The 15,988-nt window shown below is 64.2% G+C and carries 15 protein-coding genes; 8 read left to right on the forward strand and 7 right to left on the reverse strand.

All coding sequences use genetic code 11. The annotated features are described in order from the left end of the window. Positions 1-7 precede the first annotated feature (7 nt). The 3 genes from phnN to AmiPiv_RS22720 form a co-directional block, all read right to left on the reverse strand. Entirely contained in the window at positions 8-637 is a 630-nt protein-coding gene (gene phnN / locus AmiPiv_RS22710; protein ID WP_340041146.1) for a phosphonate metabolism protein/1,5-bisphosphokinase (PRPP-forming) PhnN, read from the reverse strand. A 595-nt stretch (positions 638-1,232) separates the two neighbouring features. After that, on the reverse strand, positions 1,233-2,825 hold the full coding sequence (locus AmiPiv_RS22715) for a peptide chain release factor 3 (protein WP_340041147.1): 1,593 nt from the start codon (positions 2,823-2,825) through the stop codon (positions 1,233-1,235). Positions 2,826-3,005: 180 nt separating this feature from the next. Further along, on the reverse strand, positions 3,006-4,112 hold the full coding sequence (locus tag AmiPiv_RS22720) for a DNA alkylation repair protein (RefSeq protein ID WP_340041149.1): 1,107 nt from the start codon (positions 4,110-4,112) through the stop codon (positions 3,006-3,008). 169 nt (positions 4,113-4,281) lie between these two features. On the opposite strand from AmiPiv_RS22720, the gene AmiPiv_RS22725 reads away from it, so the two are divergent. The 3 genes from AmiPiv_RS22725 (at position 4,282) to AmiPiv_RS22735 (ending at position 5,603) form a co-directional block, all read left to right on the forward strand. Then, positions 4,282-4,623, forward strand: coding sequence for an ArsR/SmtB family transcription factor (locus AmiPiv_RS22725; protein ID WP_340041151.1), 342 nt, complete (start codon positions 4,282-4,284; stop codon positions 4,621-4,623). Further along, positions 4,620-5,099 (forward strand): SRPBCC family protein, encoded by a 480-nt coding sequence (locus AmiPiv_RS22730; RefSeq protein WP_340041153.1) that lies wholly within the window; start codon positions 4,620-4,622, stop codon positions 5,097-5,099. The genes AmiPiv_RS22725 and AmiPiv_RS22730 overlap by 4 nt, the downstream gene beginning before the upstream one ends. 114 nt (positions 5,100-5,213) lie before the next feature. Next, positions 5,214-5,603: an SRPBCC domain-containing protein gene (locus AmiPiv_RS22735; RefSeq protein WP_340041154.1), complete on the forward strand. Its 390-nt coding sequence runs from the start codon at positions 5,214-5,216 to the stop codon at positions 5,601-5,603. A gap of 212 nt (positions 5,604-5,815) precedes the next feature. Here AmiPiv_RS22735 and AmiPiv_RS22740 read toward each other — a convergent pair whose 3' ends face one another. Continuing rightward, entirely contained in the window at positions 5,816-6,613 is a 798-nt protein-coding gene (locus AmiPiv_RS22740; RefSeq protein ID WP_340041155.1) for a class II glutamine amidotransferase, read from the reverse strand. Positions 6,614-6,866: 253 nt separating this feature from the next. On the opposite strand from AmiPiv_RS22740, the gene dut reads away from it, so the two are divergent. From dut to AmiPiv_RS22755, 3 genes are all read left to right on the forward strand, one after another. Then, positions 6,867-7,346: a dUTP diphosphatase gene (gene dut, locus AmiPiv_RS22745; RefSeq protein ID WP_340041157.1), complete on the forward strand. Its 480-nt coding sequence runs from the start codon at positions 6,867-6,869 to the stop codon at positions 7,344-7,346. Next, entirely contained in the window at positions 7,343-7,999 is a 657-nt protein-coding gene (locus AmiPiv_RS22750; RefSeq protein WP_340041159.1) for an HAD family hydrolase, read from the forward strand. Before dut ends, AmiPiv_RS22750 begins: the two co-directional genes overlap by 4 nt. 68 nt (positions 8,000-8,067) lie before the next feature. After that, positions 8,068-8,874: an isocitrate lyase/PEP mutase family protein gene (locus AmiPiv_RS22755; protein ID WP_340041301.1), complete on the forward strand. Its 807-nt coding sequence runs from the start codon at positions 8,068-8,070 to the stop codon at positions 8,872-8,874. Between the two features lie 6 nt (positions 8,875-8,880). Here AmiPiv_RS22755 and AmiPiv_RS22760 read toward each other — a convergent pair whose 3' ends face one another. Then, positions 8,881-9,603, reverse strand: a complete 723-nt coding sequence (locus tag AmiPiv_RS22760) for a sulfate transporter family protein (RefSeq protein ID WP_340041161.1) — start codon at positions 9,601-9,603, stop codon at positions 8,881-8,883. Between the two features lie 169 nt (positions 9,604-9,772). Between AmiPiv_RS22760 and AmiPiv_RS22765 the strand changes: the two genes are divergently transcribed. Together AmiPiv_RS22765 and AmiPiv_RS22770 are read left to right on the forward strand one after the other, a co-directional pair. Then, the gene (locus AmiPiv_RS22765; protein WP_340041163.1) at positions 9,773-10,765 is read left to right on the forward strand and encodes an adenosine kinase; all 993 of its coding nucleotides are present in this window, start codon (positions 9,773-9,775) and stop codon (positions 10,763-10,765) included. Between the two features lie 553 nt (positions 10,766-11,318). Beyond that, positions 11,319-11,510, forward strand: coding sequence for an outer membrane protein (locus tag AmiPiv_RS22770; protein ID WP_340041165.1), 192 nt, complete (start codon positions 11,319-11,321; stop codon positions 11,508-11,510). Between the two features lie 94 nt (positions 11,511-11,604). Here the strand turns inward: AmiPiv_RS22770 and AmiPiv_RS22775 are convergent, their stop codons facing one another. Together AmiPiv_RS22775 and AmiPiv_RS22780 are read right to left on the reverse strand one after the other, a co-directional pair. Continuing rightward, on the reverse strand, positions 11,605-13,200 hold the full coding sequence (locus AmiPiv_RS22775; RefSeq protein WP_340041167.1) for an SIR2 family protein: 1,596 nt from the start codon (positions 13,198-13,200) through the stop codon (positions 11,605-11,607). Positions 13,201-13,616: 416 nt separating this feature from the next. Next, positions 13,617-15,905, reverse strand: coding sequence for an NADP-dependent malic enzyme (locus tag AmiPiv_RS22780; RefSeq protein ID WP_340041169.1), 2,289 nt, complete (start codon positions 15,903-15,905; stop codon positions 13,617-13,619). Positions 15,906-15,988: the final 83 nt, after the last annotated feature.

Consider the following 15,988-nt stretch of genomic DNA (forward strand, 5'->3'; position numbering starts at 1 on the left):
CAAAAGCTTAGATCAGCCCGGAGACGTCCGCATGGGCAACGGCCTTGCGCAGCACGGCGAGGAACTTGTCGCCGGCGATCCCCGGCGCGCCGGAATTGTCGATCTGAACATGGCCCGGGCCGGACAGGTCGTGCGGCGCGGTGCGGGCGAGGCGCGCCAAGACCTCGCCGCGCGATTCCCGTCCCCGTGCCGCGAGACGCGTCGCGAGGACCTCCGGCGAGGCGGTGATCTCGACCACGACGACGTTCGCATAGCGCGCGCGCAGCGCCGGGATGACGCCGCGCGAGGTGTTGGCGACGACGACCTGGCCGTTGGCGACGGCATCGTCGACGGCAGCCGGGATGCCGTAGCGCAGGCCGTGCGCCTCCCAGGACAGCGCGAAGGCGCCGGCTTCCTCGGCTTCGACGAAGGCGGCATCGGCCAGCGTGTCGTGATCCTCGGTGGCACCGTCGCTGTGGCGGGTGATGACGCGGCGGGCGAACTCGACATGGTCGTCGTCGCTCAACCGCTCGCGCACATAGGCAATCAGCGTGTCCTTGCCGGCGCCGCTCGGCCCTACGACGGCGACGAAGACGCCGTTGCGGACAGGCGATCCGATGCGGGTGAGTTCACGCTCGATCAATGCAGAAACCATCATGCGACGTCATTTCCTCCATAGCAGCCCCCGTGCCCCGGCGGCCAGCGCCGGGGACCGAATTAGGCGATTTGCATGACGGGATGACGAAGCGGCAATGACGGACAGGCGACAGCGGATCGTCCGGCATGCTACTCAGGCGGCGGCTCACCGTCGGCCGCAGCTTCCGGTGGAGTTGCCGCAAGCCTCCGACGGCGCATCTCCGTTTCGAATTGCTCAGGCGTGATAATGCCTTCGTTGACCCAGGCGCGCAGCCAGATTTCGTCGACCTGCGCCAATGCTACGGTGTTTCTGTCTGCCAATTCTGCCCTGTTGCCTCATGCCTGACGTGTGCCGCCCCCCGCGGAACACCGCCACGCCCGTCCGAGCGGGCATGCATGCAACATTAATACATTCTCATACACTCAAAACAAGAAGCATTGTATAACTGAATATATATTCGGCATCGCAAGAATTTATAATGTTTTGGCTTAGAGCCAGATATTTAAGATACTTGCGACAAAACATCGCTCTTATTTTCGCCAAACAGGAATCGACCATGCAAGATTCGCCGGCAGGCGGCCGGCGAAAGAAGATCAGGTCAGGCAGAGCGTTCGGCCTAAGCCGCCTTGTCGCGGACCTGGTAGTCCTTGATCGCGGCGAAGCGGATCATCTTCCAGCGCTCGGCCTCGTAGTTGAGCGAGAACTCGTGCTGGGCGAGATAGACCGGATCATTGTCGAGGTCGCGGGCGATGTCGCCGCGATGGCTCTCGACGAAGCGCTGCAGGTCGGCCTTGTCGTCGGCGCCGATCCAGCGGCAGACCGAGAAGCGCGACATCTCGAAATCGACAGGCAGGGTGTATTCGACGTTGAGGCGCTCCTTGAGCACGTCGATCTGCAGCGCGCCGACGACGCCGACGATGGCCGGCGATCCGTCCTCGGGCTGGAACAGCTGCACCACGCCCTCCTCGGCCATCTGCTGCAGCGCTTCCTTGAGCTTCTTGGCCTTCATCGCGTCGCCGAGGCGCACGCGGCGCAGGATCTCGGGCGCGAAGTTGGGCACGCCGCGGAACAGGATGTCCTCGCCCTCGGTCAGCGTGTCGCCGATGCGCAGCGTGCCGTGGTTGGGGATGCCGACCACGTCGCCGGCATAGGCCTCGTCGGCGGTGATGCGCGAGCGGGCGAAGAAGAACTGCGGCGCCGAAAGCGACATCGGCTTGCCGGTGCGCACCAGCTTGGCCTTCATGCCGCGCTTGAGCTCGCCCGAGCAGACGCGGACGAAGGCGATGCGGTCGCGGTGGTTGGGGTCCATGTTGGCCTGGATCTTGAAGACGAAGGAGGTCATCTTCCCTTCCGTCGCCTCGACCTTGCGCGTGTCGGCCTCCTGGGCGCGCGGCGCCGGGCCGAACTCGCCAAGCGCCTCGATCAGGTCGCGCACGCCGAAATTGCGCAGCGCCGAGCCGAAATAGACCGGCGTCAGATGGCCTTCGCGGAAGGCCTGGAGATCGAACGGCCGGCACGCTTCGCGCGCCAGCTCCAGCTCCTCGATGAAGGGCGGGCGGTCGTTGTCGGGCAAGAGGCCTGCGGCGCGGTTGGAATCCGGGCCGTGCACCGGCGTGCGCTCCTTCTCGTCGTCGCCGTGGCGCACCGCGTTCTGGGCGAGGTGGTAGGTGCCGGAGAAGGTCTTGCCCTGGCCGATCGGCCAGGTGATCGGGGCGGTGTCGAGCGCCAGCTTCTCCTCGATCTCGTCGAGGATCTCGAAGGTGTTGCGCGCCTCGCGGTCCATCTTGTTGACGAAGGTGATGATCGGGATGTCGCGCAGGCGGCAGACCTCGAACAGCTTCAGCGTGCGCGGCTCGATACCCTTGGCGGCGTCGATGACCATGACCGCGCTGTCGACCGCAGACAGCGTGCGATAGGTGTCGTCGGCGAAGTCCTCGTGGCCGGGCGTGTCGAGCAGGTTGAAGACGTTGTCGCCATACTCGAAGGTCATGACGGAAGTCACGACCGAGATGCCGCGCTCGCGCTCGATCTTCATCCAGTCGGAGCGCGTCTGGATCTTGTCCTTCTTGGCCTTGACCTCGCCGGCGAGCTGGATCGCGCCGCCGAACAAAAGCAGCTTTTCGGTCAGCGTCGTCTTGCCGGCGTCAGGGTGCGCGATGATCGCGAAAGTACGGCGGCGCGCCACCGCCTTTTCGATGTCTTCAGCCATCGGGGATTCCTTGTGATGGCGGGGCTTCTAACAGCCGTGGTCGCGCCTGTCGAGGAAATGGACGCACGGCGGCGCTGCTACGAGCTCGGCTGAATTCAGGACAGTTGCCGTTGGCGCGGCAGGCGCCTCCCTCTCCCTTGTGGGGAGGGAGGCATCAACGTCGCGCCATTTCTAAAGGTGTCATCCCCGCAGATCGAACCCGCCCTCGGCGACGGTCTCGCCATTGACGATCAGCTCGACGCGGTGGTGGCCGGGATAGTGCTTGCGGGTGGTGAAGTCGCGCACCGCCTGGCCGATCTCCAGCTCCTTGCGTCCGGCCGGCGGCAGGCTGATCTGCTTGAGCTTGAACACCTTCTTCGAAGTGCCGCCCGCCTTCTTCACGTAGTGGACCGCATAGTCGACCACGAGCTGCTGCGGCCCCTTGGCGGTCGAGACGATGCTGGTCTTGAGCGCGATGCGCCCGCCCAGCGCGATCGACGCGGGGGTCACGGCAAATGCCGCGACGTCGACCTCGGGCTTGCCGGTCGTGCCGATCAGCGCAAGAGCCTTCGGATCGCCCTTCTTGATCAGCGTCCGCAAGGCGTGGCGCACGATCCAGGCGGTGTTCCTGTCGGCCATGTCCCAGCCCGCCAGGCACTCGAGCAACAGATCCGGACTGTCCTTGCTGATGTCGTTGAGATGGTTGGCCACCGACTTGCGCACATAGAGGCTCGGATCGCTCTTCAGCGCCTCCAGGATCGGCAGCGTCGGCGACGGGTCGGCAATCAGGTTCTTCAGCTGGAACGACCACGGCAGGCGCGGGCGTGAGCCTTCGCTGGCGAGGCGGCGCACATGCTCGTTGTCGTCGAGCGCCCAGCCGCGCATCACCTTCAGCGTTCGGTCGAAATCGTCGGCGAGGAAATGGCGGATGGCGAACTCGGCCGAGCCGAAGCGGGTGAAATGACACAGCGCCGCCATCGAGCGGTCGAATTCCGCCCGGCCGTACAGCGCCACGAACTCCGACAGAACGATGGACGCGAAGCCGTGGCCGATGCGCGGCGCGAGGTCCCGCAAGACCTCGATCGCGCGGGCAAAGTCGCCCGGCAAGGCACCGCGCAGCGCCTCGGCCGTCTGACGCAGCCGCTGCATGATGCCGAGCGCGTCGAGATCGTTCGTGGCCAACATCATGAAACGCTCGCGGTCGAAGCCCGGCGCGATCGCCGCCATCTCTGCTGCGATGCGCTGGAAGCGGGCCCGGTCGAAGATTTCCTTCAGCGCCGGCGCGGCCTGGGTCGCGGTGTCGTCCATATGCTCATCCTGTCCTGCCCCGTCAGCCCCGACGAATCGTGGCGGCACGCTACACCAGCCTGCTGCCAGCGGACTGTCAGGAGCCTTGGCCGGCGGCCCGCCCTACAGCACAAAATGGTGAGACCGACGCCATCCTTGACTAATAATCAGTTTGTACTTATGATTAGTCATGGCTTATGATTATTCGCAGATCGCGGCTCTGGCCGACCCTACCCGGCGAACCATCTTCGAACGGGTGGCGCAGCGGCCCTGCTCAGTGGCCGAGATCACGCGCACGCTGCCGGTGTCGCAGTCGGCGGTGTCACAGCACCTCAAGGTGCTGAAGGAGGCGCTGTTGGTGCGCATGGAACCGCAGGGCGCCCGCAACATCTACCACATCGACCCGGCCGGTCTGGGGCGCATGCGCGCCTGGCTCGACCGGCTGTGGGCCGAGGCGCTCGACGAATTCAGGCTGGCGGCCGACCGGCCAGAAGACGACAGCATCAAGGAAGACAGGGAGAACGAGACATGACAACAACGATTTCGCCGTCGCCGGTGCGCCGCTCGGTCACCGTCAAGGCCGCGCCCCAGCGTGCCTTCAAGGTCTTCACGGCAGGATTTTCGAGCTGGTGGCCGAAGGGCCATTCGATCGGCTCGGTCCCGCAGAAAACGGCGACCATCGAGCCGCGCGTCGGCGGCCGCTGGTACGAAACCGGCGAGGACGGCAGCGAATGCCCGTGGGGCGACGTCATCGCCTGGGAGCCGCCGCAGCGCATCCTGCTCGCCTGGCGTATCGGCGCCGACTGGAAATACGACCCCAAACTGCTCACCGAGGTCGAGGTCCACTTCGTGCCGCTCGCCGAAGGCGGCACGCGGGTCGAACTCGAACACCGGCTTTTGGAAAACATGGGCGACAAGGCCGACGAGACAGCCGCCATGCTCGGCTCCGAAGGGGGCTGGGGCGGTATCCTCGTGGGTTTCGGCGCAGCAGCCGACGCGGCAGCCTAATCCTCCCTTGCCTGGACATGCGGCCTTGCGCCGGTCGCACGTCCAGATTGACGACTACCCCGGACAGGCCGAAAATGTCGGCAAAAGCGTTGTCCACATCCAGGGGAGGTCGCCATGACCATCCATCAGGAAGTGCATCTCAGGGGCACGCCGAAGGACATCTACGACCTGCTTCTCGACTCCGCCCGCTTCCAGGCGATGACGGGCGGGCGCTCGGCCCACATCTCGACGCATGAGGGCGGCGAGGTGTCGATCTTCGGCGGCGATATCGAAGCCCGCAACCTCGAACTGGTGCCCAACCGCCGCATCGTCCAGGCGTGGCGCTCGCGGCACTGGGCCGAGGGCATCTATTCGGTCGTCCGCTTCGAGCTCGAGGCCGAGGCCGGCGGCACCAGGCTCGTCTTCGACCAGAACGGCTATCCGCGGACGGCACATGCCAGCCTCGATGAAGGCTGGTCGAAGATGTACTGGGAGCCGATGAACAAGGCGCTGACCCATCATTAGGGCAAGCCAATCGAGCTTGAGAGGCGCCCGTCCCCCCACAAGGGAGAGGGGGGACGATTTTGCCGCCGTTGCCACTGGAGTGCCGAAGATGGCCTTGGGCGCAGGTTGAGAGAAGTCCCCGGTCCAAACAGTGGGGAGGGGTTAGGGGTGGGGGTACAACGGCAGAGCGCTCCTCCGAGCGGTCGTCCCGCCTTGGGCTATCCAAGAAAAGTCTACTCCGCGGCCGCCGCCCGGCCCGCGGCGGCGGGCGCAAATGGGCTGACCGACATTCCGTCCCGCGTCATGGTGACGAAGCTCGACGGCGGCACGGCCTGCCAGCTTTCGCCCTCGCGATCGAAGGGCTCCGAGACGATGCAGCGGCCGGTGGCGCCGTCGCGTGTGTAGAGCGTCGGCGCATGCGCGTCGGTGGCATAGCGGACCGCAAACAGGTTCTCCCCGTCGCTGAACGCCGCCGTCAGCTTGAAGGAGGCGGCCATGCCGGCCGCTTCCGATGCCTCGATGATGCGGCGCGCAGCACGGGCAACCGCACCTTTCGGGTCGGTATCCAGCCCCTCCTCCAGCATCAAAAGGAAGAACAGTTCTGAATCGGTCGTGCCATGGCGCTGGTCGTAGAGCGTGTCGCAGACGCCCGCCTCGAGCCGGCGGCGGATGCGTTCGAAGCCCGAGATCTGGCCGTTGTGCATGAAGCTCCAGCGGCCCGAGACGAAGGGGTGGCAGTTGGCCCGGCTGGTGCCGCCGCCGGTTGCGGCGCGCACATGGGCGAGAAACAGGCTCGACTTGATCTGCCGGCACAGGCTCTTGAGGTTGGGGTCCGACCAGGCCGGCAGGATATCGCGGTAGAGGCCCGGCTCCGGCCGCTCGCCGTACCAGGCCAGACCGAAACCGTCGCCGTTGGTCGGAGACTTGGCTTCCTGGGCGCAATGGCTCTGGGCGATCAGCGAATGGCAAGGCACGGAAACGATGTCTTCGAGAAAGACCTCTTCACCGAGATAGGCGGCCCACCGGCACATGGTACTTCGACCTCAATCTTTGGCCCGCAGAACGGGCGCAAGTCCGCGTCCAGAGTCGGCCAGCATGGATAACAAATCGTAAACGGGGCAGAATCGCACCCGGCAGAGTTTCGACATCCGTTTGTGTCGCCGCCATGGCAAAGGGTTCACGCCGCGAGCGCCGCGCAAAAAACACACAGGCTTGTCATTGCACGCGAGCCATGCGGAGATCGGGATTGACGTTCCTCGACCTCCGTCCCATAGGATCGCCGCCATGAAATCCGCCACCGAAAACTCTTCCGCCCCCGTCGTCGGGATCGTTCGTTTGCCGCATGCCGGCGACCTGCCGCTGCCCGCCTATGAAAGCGCGGGTGCGGCCGGCATGGACCTGCGCGCCGCCGTCGCCGACGACCGGCCGCTGCTCATACTGCCCGGACGGCGCGCGCTGGTGCCGACCGGCCTAATCTTCGAGATCCCCGGGGGCTTCGAGGGCCAGGTGCGGCCGCGCTCGGGCCTCGCCTTCAAGCACGGCATCACCTGCCTCAACACGCCGGGCACCATCGACAGCGACTATCGCGGCGAGGTCAAGGTGCTCTTGATCAACCATGGCGACGAGGACTTCTATGTCGAGCGCGGCATGCGCATCGCCCAGATGGTGATCGCGCCGGTGACCCGCGTGGCGATCGAGGAGCGCAGCCTCGCCGGCTCGACCGAGCGCGGCAATGGCGGCTTCGGCTCGACCGGCACGGCATGAGCCGGCCCAGGCTGGTCATCTTCGACTGCGACGGCGTGCTCGTCGACACCGAGCCGCTGGCCAACCGGCGGCTGTCGGCCTGGCTGACCGAGGCCGGCTATCCGGTGAGCTACGAGGACTGCCGCAGGCAGTTCGTCGGGCGCAGCCTGGTATCGGTGCAGAAGGAGGTCGAGGCGACGGGCGTCAGCCTCGGCCCCGACTTCGTCGAGCGCTGGTATCGGGAGCTGCCCGGCCTGTTTGCGAGCGGCGTGCAGGCCATCCCGCACATCGAGACCTTCGTATCCGCCGTCCAGTCCGCCGGCATCGCCTATTGCGTGGCCTCGTCGGCGCGCATCGACAAGATGCACATGACGCTCGGCCAGACCGGCCTGCTGCCCCATTTCCGCGACGTGCTGTTCTCGGCCACCATGGTCGAGCGCGGCAAGCCGTTCCCGGACCTCTTCCTCCATGCCGCCGGCACGATGGGCTTCGAGCCCGCCGACTGCATCGTCGTCGAGGACAGCGTCGCCGGCGCCCAGGCAGGGCGTGCCGCCGGCATGCGCGTGTTCGGCTATCACGGCGATCCGCATTCCGACCGCGACGGGCTCGAGGCGAGCGGTGCCGTGCTGTTCGACGACATGCGCAGGCTGGCAGGACTTATCCCCATCGCCTGAAATCGGATTTGAGGCGTCTCGCACTCCAGTCTAGTATCGGCCTGTCGGTTCAGCTCGAGGGCGTTGACATGGACAAGGGCGAGGTCTTCCGGAAACTGCACGAGGCGCCGGGCGCCTTCATCATCCCCAACCCGTGGGACATCGGTACCGCCCGCCTGCTCGCCTCGTTCGGCTTCGAGGCGCTGGCGACGACGAGTGCCGGCTTCGCCTTCTCGCGCGGCCTGCCCGACGGTGAGATCGGCTTCGAGACGATGATCCACCACTGCCGCGACATGGCGCATGCCACCGGGTTGCCGGTGTCGGCAGATCTCGAAAAGGGCAAGGGCGACAGCCCCGAAAGTGCCGGCGAGACGATCTTCGCGGCCGAGGCCGCCGGGCTCGCGGGCTGCTCGATCGAGGACCATACCGGCGAGGCCGAGAGCCCGATCTACGACTTCCCGCATGCGGTGGAGCGCGTCCAGGCGGCGGCCGAGGCGGCGCGGGCGCTGAAGCACGACTTCGTGCTGACGGCGCGCGCGGAGAATTTCCTCTGGGACCGGCCCGACCTCGACGACACCATCAAGCGGCTGCAGGCCTTCGAGAAGGCCGGCGCCGACGTGCTCTATGCGCCCGGCATCACCGACATCGGCATGATCCGCACGCTGTGCGGCGCGGTCTCGAAGCCGGTCAACGTGCTGGCGGTGCCGGGCTTCTCGGTCGCAGTACTCGCCGAGGCGGGCGCCAAGCGCATCTCGCTCGGCTCCAAGCTTACGAGCTACGCCTTCGGCATGATGGAGCGGGCGTCGCGCGAGATGCTCGGCCAGGGCACGTTCGAATTCGCCCGCGACGGCATGGCGTACGCCAAGCTGCAGGCGCTGTTCGGCCGCGAGGGCTGAGCCCGGTCACGCCCGCGCCGTCGCCGGCCTGAGCTCGGCGGCAGTCAGGCCCTTGTGCAGGTGCACCATCATCGCCGCGGCGAAGAGCGGGGTGAGAAGGTTGAGGATCGGCACGGCGAGAAAGGCGGCGACGACCAGCCCGGCGAGGAAGACCGTGCCGGCATGACGGCGGCGCATATCCTTTGCGTCCTGTTCCGAGCGGAAGCGCATGGCGGCGAACTCGAAGAACTCGCGGCCGAGCAGATAGCCGTTGACGAGGAAGAAGGCGCCGATGTTGACGCCGGGCACGAAGAGCAGGAGCAGCGCGACGAAGTTGCCGAGGATGACGACGCCGAAGAATTTTATCGCCAGCACCATGGCGCGCAGGGCCGGCACCGCCTGCCCCGGCCGGTCGGCGGGATAGCTGGTCTTTTCGACCACCTCGGCGACGTCGTCGAGAAACAGGCCGGCGACGATGGCGGTGACCGGCGCGACCAGCAGCGCCAACCCCAGCGCCAGGCCGATGCCCGCGACGACCGCCGCGATCAGGCCGAGCCAGCCGGTCCAGGCCGGCAGGCCGGGCAGCATGGCGTCGATCCACGGCATGGCCAGCCAGTCGAACAGCTCGCGGATGCCGAACCAGAGCGCGATGAGCGCCAGGATGGTCAGCCCCAGCGTCTTCAGGAACACCGCGCGGAACTCGGGCGAGAAGAGCTGGCCGGCGGCGGAGCGGGCGGCTTCGAGGATCATGGTCTTGAGGTCGTTCCCAGTTTCCGCCCTGAGATAAGGTGCCGCGCCGCCCGCCTCAAGCACAGCAGGGCCAAATTGCCGGGTAGGCAAATGGCCCGCGAGCCGCTACAGGCAATCCGTTTTGCCGATCCGTCGGCCCTGTTACGGCCAAAGCGCCGCGGAGACCCTGATGAGCCAATATGACGTGCTGTGCATCGGCAACGCCATCGTCGACATCATCGCGCAATGCGACGAGGCCTTTCTCACCGACAATGGCATCATCAAGGGGGCGATGAACCTGATCGACGCCGAGCGCGCCGAGCTGCTCTATGCGCGCATGGGCCCGGCGATCGAGGCCTCGGGCGGCTCGGCCGGCAACACCGCCGCCGGCGTCGCCAGCTTCGGCGGCCGCGCCGCCTATTTCGGCAAGGTTTCGCGCGACAAGCTCGGCGAGATCTTCGCCCACGACATCCGCGCCCAGGGCGTGGCCTTCGACACGAAACCGCTCGACGGCACCCCGCCGACGGCGCGCTCGATGATCTTCGTCACGCCCGACGGCGAGCGCTCGATGAACACCTATCTCGGCGCCTGCGTCGAGCTCGGGCCCGAGGACGTCGACGCCGACAGGGTGCGCGCCGCCAAGGTCACCTATTTCGAGGGCTATCTGTGGGACCCGCCGCTGGCCAAGGAAGCGATCCGGCTGGCCGCAGCGCACGCCCGCGGCGCCGGCCGCGAGGTGTCGATGACGCTGTCGGATTCGTTCTGCATCGACCGCTACCGCGGCGAATTCCTCGACCTGATGCGCTCGGGTGTGGTCGACATCGTCTTTGCCAACAGCCACGAGATCAAGTCGCTCTACGAGACGTCGTCGTTTGACGAGGCCCTCGCCCAGATCCGCAAGGATTGCAGGCTCGCCGCCGTGACCCGCTCCGAGAAGGGCTCCGTCATCGTGCGCGGCGACGAGACCGTGGTCATCGAGGCGACGAAGATCCGCGAACTGGTGGACACCACCGGTGCCGGCGACCTCTACGCCGCCGGCTTCCTGCACGGCTACACGCAGGGGCGCTCGCTCAAGGATTGCGGCGACCTCGGCTCGCTGGCCGCCGGCCTGGTGATCCAGCAGCTCGGCCCCCGGCCCCGGCAGAACTTGCGGCGCGAAGCCGAGCAGGCGGGGTTGCTGTAAGCGGCGATCCACCTCCCCCTTGAGGGGAGGTCGCGCCAAAGGCGCGGGTGCGGTGTTTGCGGCAGCGCTCGGCATGAATCTTACCCCTCTCGCTGCGCTCGGCACCTCCCCCATCGAGGGGGCGTCGCGCGCTCCCTCTCGCGACCCCACCCCGATCCGCTGCGCGGATCGACCCTCCCCTCAAGGGGGAGGGAAAGCCGCGCGCTTCGTCCTTGCCACGCCCCGTTTCCGGTCTGGCCATTGCTGGGAAAAAGTTCGGGAAGCGGGGCGCGAGGCCGAGCCTGCCGATAATCTGGTAACGTGGCGCGACGTCCGCGCCCCGCCCGGTGTTCTTGCCCCGCTCAGTCGCCGCGATGCGTTCGCACCGCCGGCCGCCGCAAGGCCCGGGCTTGGGGGCTCATCGCCCAGCGAGGAGAACCGACCTCCCGCCAGCCCGGCACCGGCGCTTCCCCCCGATGCCCGGTGCGCACCGGGGTCCCGTGGAAGATCGCGAGGAGAATGATACGGGAGGTTTTCCAGGGGGTGGAAAAACGGGCGGGTTTCTCCACGCACATTGCTGACAGATGCTGACAAATTCTCGCAAATCGGCGCGGAGCAGACCATCGCGGCAAATCTCATCGCGCGACTGGAGTACCGCTATTCCGACTTCGGCACCAACGTTTATCGCGACTTGCCGGCCACAGTCCCGATCTCGATCAAGTACGCGACCCATGATGTCAGGCTTGGTCTGGCGTACAAGTTCTGATTAGCGACTAAGCTTCCCCAGAAGCCCCGGTCATGCGCCTGGGGCTTCTCCTTCGCTCAAGAGCACCACCTTGCTCATTTGCGAGCCACATTTCTCATAAGTCAAATCCGAATGCCATCTTGTCAAAATAACAGCAGAGCTTTCTAAAATAGGTTTTATATGGATCTCTAAACTTATTATCTATGTTTCTTTTTAGAAAATCTCTAAGCACCTCCATATCAATGTCCTTTCGCGGCTGGTTCAAAATAAAAACGACAGCCTTTTCCGGATCATTGCACTCCACTATTTCCTTTGTTGAGCGGCCTGCCCATCTGTTTTCATATTGAGACTTGTACGATTTTGCTTCAAATCCCCGATCCTGAGCCTTCTTAGCAACATTATATGCCGCCACATACTCGAAGCCCGTCAAATCTTCTTTTGTTTTTATGCCGGCATCCCTGATGTACCTGAAGACCGGAATGAAAGTGTTGTTTCTTTTATCAAATATCGGGTACGCAACTCTAAGAAGAGTCTTTGGGTCAAATTCCGACTTCTCTTTGAGGAAGTCGTCAAACACATCGGAAACAGCAACACCCTTGTAGCCGTGGTCAGCAAGTATCTTTTGACCCTCGCTCTCCGCCTCAGCCTGCTGATTCTGATAGCCCTGTGCGATCCCTACGCCGACAACGAATTCAACGTCCTCAGCTGAATCGATCTCATCAAAATCTATCACCGCAAGTTTCGTTTCTGGATCAGACGATTTTACCAAATCATACATCTGTTCCTTACAGTACCTAAGTATCCGAGCAGGTATTTTCCGTTTGCATGATTCGATCGCGCTGTATACCTCGCAAAAATCGTCGGTATATATAACAGTCGCATTCAAGCTATATCCGCCACTGCTGAAAATCGTCCTCTGGATGGACGAACCCGCTCCCTTCGCTCTATTTACGAAAATTAGATTGCGACTGAATTTCTCTAGATTTTCTATACCAAGGCATTTTGCTATTGAAAATATCAACTTCTGAATGTGAGGGTCACTCAATGAATACCCAATGAAAAATATTGGGTGCTCAATAAAAATTGTAATCAATTTTGCTGCCAGGTACGGATTCTTTTCGTCAAATCCCTTGTAGTCCTCTTCGGTCAATATCAGACTACTCGGTTGCCCAGCACAACCATGTATCTTGTATATCTCTGCGATGGCCTGTGGATTGGAAAACAGTAACTCTTCCTGACCCACAAAAACCCGATAATCAGGAAACAAATCCTCCAGCAAGAAATCCCAATTTGTGGTGATGACACCATCAACATTGAGATTCCTCAGCGCAAGGATCTCCTTTTGAATGCCCTCGTCAGCAATCCCTTTTAGCGAAATTTGTCGTAGATAGAGCGATATCTCTACCTTCAAGGCTGACGAAACAACCTTCGCCTCCCCCTTGAAGGTATCCCGACTATCCTTGTAAGCGTCATCCTTCCACCACAAGTCATGAAAATCCTTCGCGATCAGGGAAGCCGCTTTGGGCGTGTCCCCATTCGCTGATGAGTAGTAGTAATCATATTCTCGCAAGCCAGTGCAGAACTTCGCCAAAAGCTCATCCCACTGCTCCAGACCTAGGTAGCGCCGCGAAAACCCAGACCCGATGAACAAGTATGGCGCGCCACTATGCTCCTTCAAAAGGTTGGAAACATGTTCCGTGACACTGGACATCAACTTTACCTTCTTTTGAAACAGAACACCTGCGCCAACTGGGCGCGCGTTAAGCTAGCGCCCCACCCTCAATTATCTCAAGTCCCTCATTTCACGCCGTTTGCCGCCGCGTCGTCGATGTCTTCGTCATCGACATTCATCGGCACCGCCTAGATCGCCTTAACAAAGCCGACGGGCATTGTGTCGATGACAGAACAGTCGCTGAGTACCTGCTACGCGTGGTTGGGTGACGCGACAAGGCGGAGCCCGGTTCAGCGGCTCGGTGGACCACACCCTTCGGCACCCCCCTCTGCCCTGCCGGGCGTTCGTCGTTCGAAAAGCCAAGCAATTGGCTTTTCGTTGCCTGCGGCAACCACTCCTCACCCCCCACAAGGGGGGAGATTGGCAGCTTCGGCGTTAGCGCCTGGCTGAGAGCCTCAAGTCCCCGCGTTGTACGCCGCGATCGCCGCCATGTTGACGATGTCGGAGTCCTTGGCGTTGAGCGGCACGATCTGCACCGGCTTGTTGAGGCCGACGAGCAGCGGGCCGATGACGGTGGAGCCGCCGAGCTCCTGCAGCATCTTGGTCGAGATCGCCGCCGAGTGGTAGGCCGGCATGACCAGCACGTTGGCGGCACCGGTGAGGCGGCAGAAGGGGTATTGCTGCTGCATCAGGCGGTGGTTGAGGGCGACGTCGGCCGCCATCTCGCCGTCATACTCGAAATCGACGCGGCGCTTGTCGAGGATCTTGACCGCCTCCTGGACGCGCTCGGAGCGCTCGCCGGCGGGGTGGCCGAAGGTCGAGTAGGCGAGCATGGCCACGCGGGGTTCATAACCCATCCTGCGGGCGTAGCCGGCGGCCTCCTCGGCGATGTCGGCGATCTGCTCGGCATTCGGCATGTCGTGCACGGCGGTGTCGGCGACGATGACGGTGCGGCCACGGGCGAGCACGATCGACACGCCGATGACGCGGTGGCCGGGCTTGGCGTCGATGACGCGGCGGACGTCGTCGAGCACGGTCGAGTAGTTGCGGGTGACGCCCGTGACCACGCCGTCGGCGTCGCCCAGCGCCACCATGCAGGCGGCGAAGTGGTTGCGGTCGTTGTTGATCAGCCGCTGGCAGTCGCGGAACAGGAAGCCCTTCCGCTGCATGCGCTCGTAGAGATAGTCGGCATAGATGGTGTTGCGGCGCGACAGCCGCGCGTTGATGATCTCGATGCCCGGCTTGTCGAGCTCGATGCCGGCGTGGCGGGCGTTCTCCTTGATGACGTCGTCGCGGCCGAGCAGGATGGCGGTGCCGAGCTTCTGGTTGACGTAGGAGACGGCGGCGCGCATGACCTGCTCCTCCTCGCCCTCGGCGAAGACGATGCGCTTGGGCTGGCGCCGGACGCGGTCGGAGATGCGCTGCAGGGTGGACGCGATCGGGTCGCGGCGGGCCGACAGCTCGTTGGCGTATTTGTCGAGGTCGATGATCGGCCGGCGCGCGACGCCCGATTCCATCGCGGCCCTGGCCACCGCGACCGGGATCGCCGAGATGAGGCGCGGGTCGAACGGCACCGGGATGATGTAATTGGGGCCGAACTTCGGCCGGTTGCCCTGGTAGGCGGCGGCGACGTCGTCGGGCACGTCCTGGCGGGCGAGGTCGGCGAGCGCCTTTGCGGCGGCGACCTTCATCGTGTCGTTGATGGTGGTGGCGCGCACGTCGAGGGCGCCGCGGAAGATGTAGGGAAAGCCGAGCACGTTGTTGACCTGGTTCGGATAGTCCGAACGGCCGGTGGCCATGATGGCGTCGGTGCGGATCTCGGCCACTTCCTCGGGCGTGATCTCCGGGTCGGGATTGGCCATGGCGAAGATGATCGGGTTCTTGGCCATGGACTGGACCATGGCGGGGGTGAGCGCGCCCTTGGCCGAGAGGCCGAAGAAGACGTCGGCGCCGTCCATGGCGTCGGCGAGCGAACGCGCCTCGGTCTTGACGGCGTGGGCCGACTTCCACTGGTTCATGCCCTCGGTGCGGCCCTGCCAGACCACGCCCTTGGTGTCGCACAGGGTGACGTTCTCGGGCGCGAAGCCCATGGCCTTGATGAGCTCGATGCAGGCGATGCCGGCGGAACCGGCGCCGTTGCAGACGAGGCGGGTGGTCTTCATGTCGCGGCCGGTGACGGCGAGCGCGTTGATGAGGCCGGCGGCGGCGATGATGGCGGTGCCGTGCTGGTCGTCATGGAAGACGGGGATGTCCATCAGCTCGCGCAGCTTCTGCTCGATGATGAAGCATTCGGGCGCCTTGATGTCCTCGAGGTTGATGCCGCCGAAGGACGGCCCGAGGAACCGCACGCAGTTGATGAACTCGTCGGCGTCCTCGGTGTCGACCTCGAGGTCGATGGAATCGACGTCGGCGAAGCGCTTGAACAGCACCGACTTGCCTTCCATGACGGGCTTGGAGGCGAGCGCGCCGAGATTGCCGAGGCCGAGGATGGCGGTGCCGTTGGAGATGACGGCGACCATGTTGCCGCGCGTGGTGTAGTCGAAGGCGCGGGAGGGATCCTCGGCGATGGCCTTCACCGGCACGGCGACGCCGGGCGAATAGGCGAGCGACAGGTCGCGCTGCGTCGCCATCGGCTTGGTCGGCACCACCTCCAGCTTGCCTGGCCGGCCCATGGCGTGAAACTCGAGCGCCTCCTCGGGACTGACCGAGGGGCCGGTGTTGTCTGATTTGCGGTTCGTTGCCATGGCGAGAATTGTCCCTACCCTTGTATACAATTTCTTTTTGTGTGGAGCGTTCCGGATTAAGGCTACACATCGGCGCTGTAAAC

The sequence above is a fragment of the Aminobacter sp. Piv2-1 genome, assembly GCF_037625995.1.
In the GTDB taxonomy this organism is placed as follows: Bacteria; Pseudomonadota; Alphaproteobacteria; order Rhizobiales; family Rhizobiaceae; genus Aminobacter.

Coding starts and splice junctions, on each gene's coding strand:
- AmiPiv_RS22750 (WP_340041159.1), top strand. CDS start 7,343: ATGAGCCGGCCCAGGCTGGTCATCTTCGACTGCGACGGCGTGCTCGTC.
- AmiPiv_RS22735 (WP_340041154.1), top strand. CDS start 5,214: ATGACCATCCATCAGGAAGTGCATCTCAGGGGCACGCCGAAGGACATC.
- AmiPiv_RS22765 (WP_340041163.1), top strand. CDS start 9,773: ATGAGCCAATATGACGTGCTGTGCATCGGCAACGCCATCGTCGACATC.
- AmiPiv_RS22730 (WP_340041153.1), top strand. CDS start 4,620: ATGACAACAACGATTTCGCCGTCGCCGGTGCGCCGCTCGGTCACCGTC.
- AmiPiv_RS22725 (WP_340041151.1), top strand. CDS start 4,282: ATGGCTTATGATTATTCGCAGATCGCGGCTCTGGCCGACCCTACCCGG.
- AmiPiv_RS22760 (WP_340041161.1), bottom strand. CDS start 9,603: ATGATCCTCGAAGCCGCCCGCTCCGCCGCCGGCCAGCTCTTCTCGCCC.
- dut (WP_340041157.1), top strand. CDS start 6,867: ATGAAATCCGCCACCGAAAACTCTTCCGCCCCCGTCGTCGGGATCGTT.
- AmiPiv_RS22720 (WP_340041149.1), bottom strand. CDS start 4,112: ATGGACGACACCGCGACCCAGGCCGCGCCGGCGCTGAAGGAAATCTTC.
- AmiPiv_RS22780 (WP_340041169.1), bottom strand. CDS start 15,905: ATGGCAACGAACCGCAAATCAGACAACACCGGCCCCTCGGTCAGTCCC.
- AmiPiv_RS22715 (WP_340041147.1), bottom strand. CDS start 2,825: ATGGCTGAAGACATCGAAAAGGCGGTGGCGCGCCGCCGTACTTTCGCG.
- phnN (WP_340041146.1), bottom strand. CDS start 637: ATGATGGTTTCTGCATTGATCGAGCGTGAACTCACCCGCATCGGATCG.
- AmiPiv_RS22775 (WP_340041167.1), bottom strand. CDS start 13,200: ATGTCCAGTGTCACGGAACATGTTTCCAACCTTTTGAAGGAGCATAGT.
- AmiPiv_RS22740 (WP_340041155.1), bottom strand. CDS start 6,613: ATGTGCCGGTGGGCCGCCTATCTCGGTGAAGAGGTCTTTCTCGAAGAC.
- AmiPiv_RS22755 (WP_340041301.1), top strand. CDS start 8,068: ATGGACAAGGGCGAGGTCTTCCGGAAACTGCACGAGGCGCCGGGCGCC.